The sequence below is a fragment of the Pseudomonas sp. FH1 genome, assembly GCF_000510895.2.
GTDB classification, from domain to species: domain Bacteria; phylum Pseudomonadota; class Gammaproteobacteria; order Pseudomonadales; family Pseudomonadaceae; genus Aquipseudomonas; species Aquipseudomonas azotoformans_A.
In genome coordinates this window covers 1-6016 of the sequence record NZ_AOHM01000131.1, presented here as the reverse complement: position 1 = coordinate 6016, position 6016 = coordinate 1, and the positions used below count along the sequence as shown (strand labels likewise).

The 6016-nt window shown below is 48.0% G+C and carries 5 protein-coding genes and 2 pseudogenes; 1 reads left to right on the top strand and 6 read right to left on the bottom strand.

The features are described from left to right. The 3 genes and pseudogenes from H096_RS33740 to H096_RS29900 all read right to left on the bottom strand — a co-directional run. On the bottom strand, nucleotides 1-112 hold a 112-nt coding region (locus H096_RS33740), incomplete at its 3' end, for a metal-sensing transcriptional repressor (RefSeq protein ID WP_156717537.1). Between the two features lie 293 nt (nucleotides 113-405). After that, nucleotides 406-1731, bottom strand: a pseudogene (locus H096_RS29905) (OprD family porin). A 218-nt stretch (nucleotides 1732-1949) separates the two neighbouring features. Then, entirely contained in the window at nucleotides 1950-2282 is a 333-nt protein-coding gene (locus tag H096_RS29900; protein ID WP_033902856.1) for a DUF2790 domain-containing protein, read from the bottom strand. 158 nt (nucleotides 2283-2440) lie between these two features. On the opposite strand from H096_RS29900, the gene H096_RS29895 reads away from it, so the two are divergent. Then, nucleotides 2441-2893: a hypothetical protein gene (locus H096_RS29895; RefSeq protein ID WP_082461972.1), complete on the top strand. Its 453-nt coding sequence runs from the start codon at nucleotides 2441-2443 to the stop codon at nucleotides 2891-2893. A gap of 188 nt (nucleotides 2894-3081) precedes the next feature. Here the strand turns inward: H096_RS29895 and H096_RS34670 are convergent. From H096_RS34670 to H096_RS34150, 3 genes and pseudogenes are all read right to left on the bottom strand, one after another. Beyond that, nucleotides 3082-3366: pseudogene (locus tag H096_RS34670) on the bottom strand (LysR family transcriptional regulator); the annotation flags it as partial. A 92-nt stretch (nucleotides 3367-3458) separates the two neighbouring features. Continuing rightward, the gene (locus H096_RS33735) at nucleotides 3459-5387 is read right to left on the bottom strand and encodes a TnsD family Tn7-like transposition protein (protein WP_082461968.1); all 1929 of its coding nucleotides are present in this window, start codon (nucleotides 5385-5387) and stop codon (nucleotides 3459-3461) included. Then, the coding region (locus tag H096_RS34150) for a hypothetical protein (RefSeq protein ID WP_033902855.1) at nucleotides 5384-6016 on the bottom strand (633 nt) is incomplete at its 5' end. The genes H096_RS33735 and H096_RS34150, both read right to left, overlap by 4 nt.

The window sequence follows — 6016 nt, the reverse complement described above, 5'->3', positions numbered from 1 at the left end:
TTTTCGAGCAGTCATCATCAGAGTCGAGTGCTCGCTCAATCGCCTGGATTTGCCCAGCGATCCGCTTTACGCGCTTAAGAAGATTGTCTTTGCTCGATCTCATATGCCCCATACCATACCCCCCCTACCTATAGTTGAGGTATAATCACACGTTCCACCTAGCCATACAACCCAGGACGGAAATACACCTGCTCGTGCAGAACCTGTGTACGCAATAGATTGTGCGAGAGCTCATGAGGGGCAGCATCAGCACTGGAATGACGGCCGGGGATATACCGATAGTTATGTCAATATCCATAAAAAAAGGCGCCACTAGGGCGCCTAAGCCGTCTCCAAAACCAAAGGAGAAAAAAGAGACGGGGTGTATCTGGCAATCGGACGCTTGATGCCTACGGCCAGCGTCCGTTAAAGCATTTGCAGTGGATACTCGACAATCAGTCGGACCTCGTCCAAATCAGATTCGAAATCCGTGGCTCGTGTCGTTGCCTGGCGAACACGTAAAGACATGTCCTTCAGAGAACCTGACTGGATGACGTACTTAGCCTCGATGTCTCGTTCCCAACGCTTTTGATTCTGCAATGGGGCGCCATCCGCTCCACGACGCATGTACACGCTGTTCGCGTTGGAATAGTCCGCATCCCAACCCTTAGCGTAGCGGGTCATGAAGCTGAGACCGGGGATGCCGAAGGCCTGCATATCTAGATCGTAGCGCAGCTGCAAGGATTGCTCTTTCGGTGAGTTGAAATCGCTGTACTGAATAGAGTTATCCAAGAAAATTGAGTCGGATTGGCGAAGGTAGTCAAAGTCGTCGTTACCATTATTGCGCTGGTACCCAACGGTCACGACGTGCGCTCCGAATTTGACCCCGGTCTTGCCGCTCCAGATGTTGTTATCGAAGCTTCCCAGAAGTTTTTTACCCTCATCCACCGCTCGGTATTAATTAAAGCCGCCGATTAGCGATACGCTTTCTGAGAGTGGATAGCTCAATGTGGTGCCCGCGTAGTATTGGTTCCACACATCCTTGAATTGGCTGGTGTAAAGACTCACACCTACGTGCTCATTGACCGTGTAATCGCCCCCTAGATAAGCGATCCATGGAGCATCTACTGCACCGGCGTAAAAAGTTGAAAAGCCGTCACGCATGCTACTGGAATTGGGTTGGCTCATCGCATGCAGCCGGCCCCCCTGAAGGGTCAGGCCTTTGATGCTGGTATTAGTGAACGTTGCACCACGGAAACTCTCCGGGAGAAGTCGGGAATCCCCATAGGCAACGACAGGCGTCGATGGAAATACGTCGCCTACCTTGACGACTGTATCCAGGAAACGCACTTTTGCGGCCCCGCCTACTTTTGAGTAGGAGTCTTCAGGTTGGCCTTTGCTATTGTGCGGCAAGACATCGACTGAGCTTCGGGCTCCCGAGCGACCATCACCTGAATCGAGCTTGAGGCCTTCCATTGCAAACGCATCAATGCCGAAGCCTACGGTACCTTGAGTAAAGCCTGATTCGAATCGGCCAATGATGCCATGAGCCCATTCGGCTGAGTAACCATTGCCCGTGGGGCTTGACTGGCCCTTTCGATAATCACGATTGAGATAGAGATTCCGATTGAGAATACTAAAGGTGCTCCCCTCAATGAACCCTTCAGGCTTTTGCTCCACAGCTACTGCAACTTGCCCCATGCTCATGCCAAGGGCAATTAGAGAAAGACCATAAATGCTTTTATTGTTCATTTAACACTCCAGGCTTTAGCTTGGCAGAGTTTCTTTATGAAATATTTTTTATAATTATAAAAAGCCACCAGCACGTGAGGATTTCTCCTACGTGCCGGCAGACATAATTTCATACAATAGATAACTCCAGCGTGACCTGAAAATTACTTCTATGTCAGCGAACAGTAAGCAGGCTCAAAACATACCGAACAAACTGGCGCAGCTAGGGCCAACGCTAACTAGCTTCCGTGAGGGCAGTTAGTACCCATAACCTTGTATTCCAGGGTGTTGAGCTTGCCCGCCGAATCTTCATAGGTCATGCGCGAAGGAGCTACGCCACAGGTTTTATTGGCTTGAGTGGTACTGATTACCTTTTGGACATCGAGGTTCATTCCATATTCATAATGAACAACTTCAGGTGTCGTCTTTCCGTTTTCTAAGGCGTACTGCTCCATCGCCTTCTGGTTCTCTTGCATCATTCGACCATAAACGCGGTCACCACCTCCTTCAGCCATGGCCAAAGAAGACATGGTCAAGATGGTAACGGCAAAAAAAACTTTTAGTGATTTCATGATTTTCTCCTAGTGTTCACTTACTTCTGACTAGAGGATAACCAGTGATGCCTTTCAGAAAGCTGCCGCGAATATTACATATGTGTAAGGTGTTCCACAGCACACGTGAGCTCGACTATTAGAAATTTAACTTATTGGCAGAGTAGGCTCAGTGGTGGTTGAATTCAGCATCGTTGCGAAGTGTTGGACCTGACAAATTAAATCAGCTACGCCAAGTGCGGTTTCTAAAAGATTTGGCAACTATGAAGGCGTTGATGGAGCAACATCGTCTGCTACTCAAACCCAGGTTTGATCGCGTGGAGGCTGTGTTCAGATGGAAGCTGGGTCGGCATGGGTTTGCTCGCTGGACCAGGCCTAATGGTGGTTATTTTGTCAGCCTGGAGGTGCTGCCCGGCACCGCCACTAAGGTCGTCGAGCTGGCGGCAAAGGCAGGCGTTATCTTCGCGAGTCCAGGATCGTGTTTTCCCTACGGAATCGATTTCGCCGATTCACAGCTTAGAATCGCACCATCAATGCTTGAGTTGGAGCAACTAGATTGGGCTCTTGCGGTGATTGCCACCTGCGTGATCAAAGCTGTGTGCAGTGCACTGAAGGCCCTTCCCCCGGCTTGAATAGAGTCACGACGGGGCGTTGCGATAAAGATATGATGGGCATCGTTGCAGTGAAGCTTTGCTCTGGGTCAGTTCTCAGAGAAACAAACACAGACGCACTGTCCACTATCTTTGGCCTCATTGTCCAAGCTCGTCTTAAGCACCTGCGCCTCACAACACGTATGTTCTCCATCTTGGGCTCCTGGAGATTAGGTGGCCGAAATCCTTAGCGTCTTGAATAGCAGGCTGTACAAGCTGTCGACCGGCTTTGACCCGAGCGAGGCGTGACTGCGGTAGACGGCAACCTCCATCGGTTCAAGTGGGCCTAGGCCATGCTCAGCGCCGAGGATCTCAAGATGATCTGGCACACTGCATCGAGTCAGTACGGCGACAGCCAGACCACTTTCGACTGCAGCTAGTTGGCCTGCCAAGCTCGAGCTGTTGTAAATCACCTTGTACTGGCGGCCTTGCAAAGCCAGCGATCTAATGGCGCTGTGATGTGGTAGGAAGAGGTACTCGGCGGTCGCGACGGCACCACGCAATGATCACTACACCTGCTCGCGGTCTGGATTCAGATCGCATTGTTTTAGAATGGGCTAGGATTGAAAAATGGTGATAGCGAGCACTTTGAGTGATAACTCAAGTTATGAATCTTTACATATTTGATGACTAAGTCGCGACAGCCCAGTAATTCTTGGATGGGTAACCCTGCTATTCGGCGAAGTTTGTTTGATGAAACGGGAACTAGTAGTTTTGCGTATTCTGCTACCGCCCATTTAATCAAACGATCCTGAAAGCTTTCCTTAGGCTCAGCTGCTGTTGCAAAAATACGTGATATCTCCGATTTGTAGGGCTCTGGAAATGATTGTGGTTGAGTTACTCCGCAGTCTTGTCTTAAGCGTGTTGCGGTGAGACGGGCTGGTCGTTCAGATTTGTTAAATTCTTTTTTCTTTTCGGCTTCAATGGCGAGTCGAATTTGCTGAAAACGTTCACCCCAGGCTGTTCTATTGGTAGGGCCATGATATTTTCTAATAGGTTTTGGGATGTTCTCGCTTGTCCATAATGAGTCGTTAATCAATACAGTATCCATGTACGACGAAAGGGTCTGGCGCAATTCAGTGCGGGTGATGTCGGGTTGTGATTCTACGAGTGCCAAAAGCTTTTCCTTGGCGTGCTGAGTTTTTGAGATTTCCTTGCTCGATTTTCCGCAGAGAAGAAGATGAGGCTGGTCGCCAAAAATTAATGATATGGTATATTTACCTAAGTCAAAAACTCTGCAAGCTTCTCTGAGCCCCGTACCATTCTTGATTGCTTCTCTGATCTCTTTTAGCACGTGCCAACCAATACGGTCACACTGCTTTTCAGTTAGTGGTATGGCTATTTGATGATAGCGCGCAGCGGTACGGAAAATGCCTTCATTTATGTTTAAGCTTTTTGCCGCCGTAACTACCGCGCCTTTAGCTTGGCTCAGTGCGTTTTGAACTGCCGCCTTGTCGGGGTAGTGTTTTTTGCTGAGAGATTTCGATGGGTTAAGAGCTATAACTTTTGGTAAGTCGCATATTTTGCTGATGTCGCGTATGTCGTCGAAAAACAGCTTTGCAACAAATAAGTTATATATAATATTGGTTCCATTATGATTGGTACGAAAAACACGAGCAAGATCATGCCGGACCGAGCCCCTGCGAGAGCATTCGACAATAAAGCCAAACTCGTATAATAGGCTGGACCCAATTTCTTTCTCCAAAGCGTGTATTAGGACGCTATTTCTAATTTTTCCTGATGGCATTATAAAGTCATGCAGTTTTAACAGCTGTCGTAATTTGGATGTTATGTCTGTATGCAGAGAACTGCTGTTCAGCAGATGATCAACCTGCAGCGCCACCCATAATAGAGTGTTTTTTGAGGTTTCATCTGTTGCTTCAACGACCATAGGATGAATAGGCGTTTCGCAATCGCATTGTCCGGCCATTCGCCACATGATTGCCCTAGTCCGACTGTTGCAATTTACACAGCTGAAATGCAGCGGACAGCTGTGGCGTGCGCAATACTTTACGAACGCTGGCTGATGTTGTCGATACAGGACAGGAAATCCCAGGTTCTCGATGTCTTCAGTGACGCAGCTAGGACAGAATTTAGAATTGTGCCGGCCATTTTGGCCAGTTGTTTTTTTTCGTTTGGTTAGTCCTAAAGTCGCTGAAGGATTTCCATTTAGTCCATGACTTATTTCTTCCATTTTACTTTCGTAAAACTCTGGGCCTGATGAGTGCAGGAAAAGTGGAACTATAGTGTGGCTCTCAACAATCCTTCTTGGATTGTTACACCAAGGGTGTCCATCAGCCATTCTGCCTGCAAGTTCCACAACCGCGATGGGCACTATGGCTGCGGCGCTAGCTCTATCAAGTCCGATTAAGCCAAGATTGCGCTTAGTATAACCAGCAGTGCGGTGTAAATAACGTGCCACAACTGAAGAGTATAATTCGCCCGCCACTGGTATAGGAAAACCCGGGACTTTCATGGGCGCTCCAAGATCTTACTTAGATCGTCAGGGTTCTCATTCAGCACCATTTGTTTAATCTCTTCCTTTGAAAGCGGTTCACTTTTGCTATTTGCTTTCTCTACTCGGCTGGAGGGTTGGCGCTCTCGTATAGGATTTAGTGTGTTCTGTTGGGTTAGTAGCTGGCTTTCAGGTAGTCCTGTATTGGGCGAGAGCGCGTTCGAAAGTGCCTCGTCAAATTTATCTATCAAACGTGGGCTGTTGGACTTCAGGATGTTTACTGCAGGATGAAGCGGGGTCATTCGCAAGTTGTACGTTTCAATTATAGTATTTTCATTAATTTTCTCAGAGCCGTCTTCGATTGCAGCGAGTTGAGCGCTAGCAAATACGCTGAGCATAATTCCTGTTATGCCTTGGCTAACATCATAAAGAGCGTCAATAATTCTGTCGCTTATTTCGGATCGTTCTTTGGTCCATTGGTATTTCCAAGCAATCTTACATAATTGATTAAAACTTTCATCATCGGCAGAAAGCGGCCGTTTCAGGTCATAGTACCCACCCTCTACCAATCGCCGAGAGATGCTAAGATCACCCTCTAACAGCCTAAGGAAACTCTGAAAAAGACTTTCAGATTTGGTGAAATAGCCGCC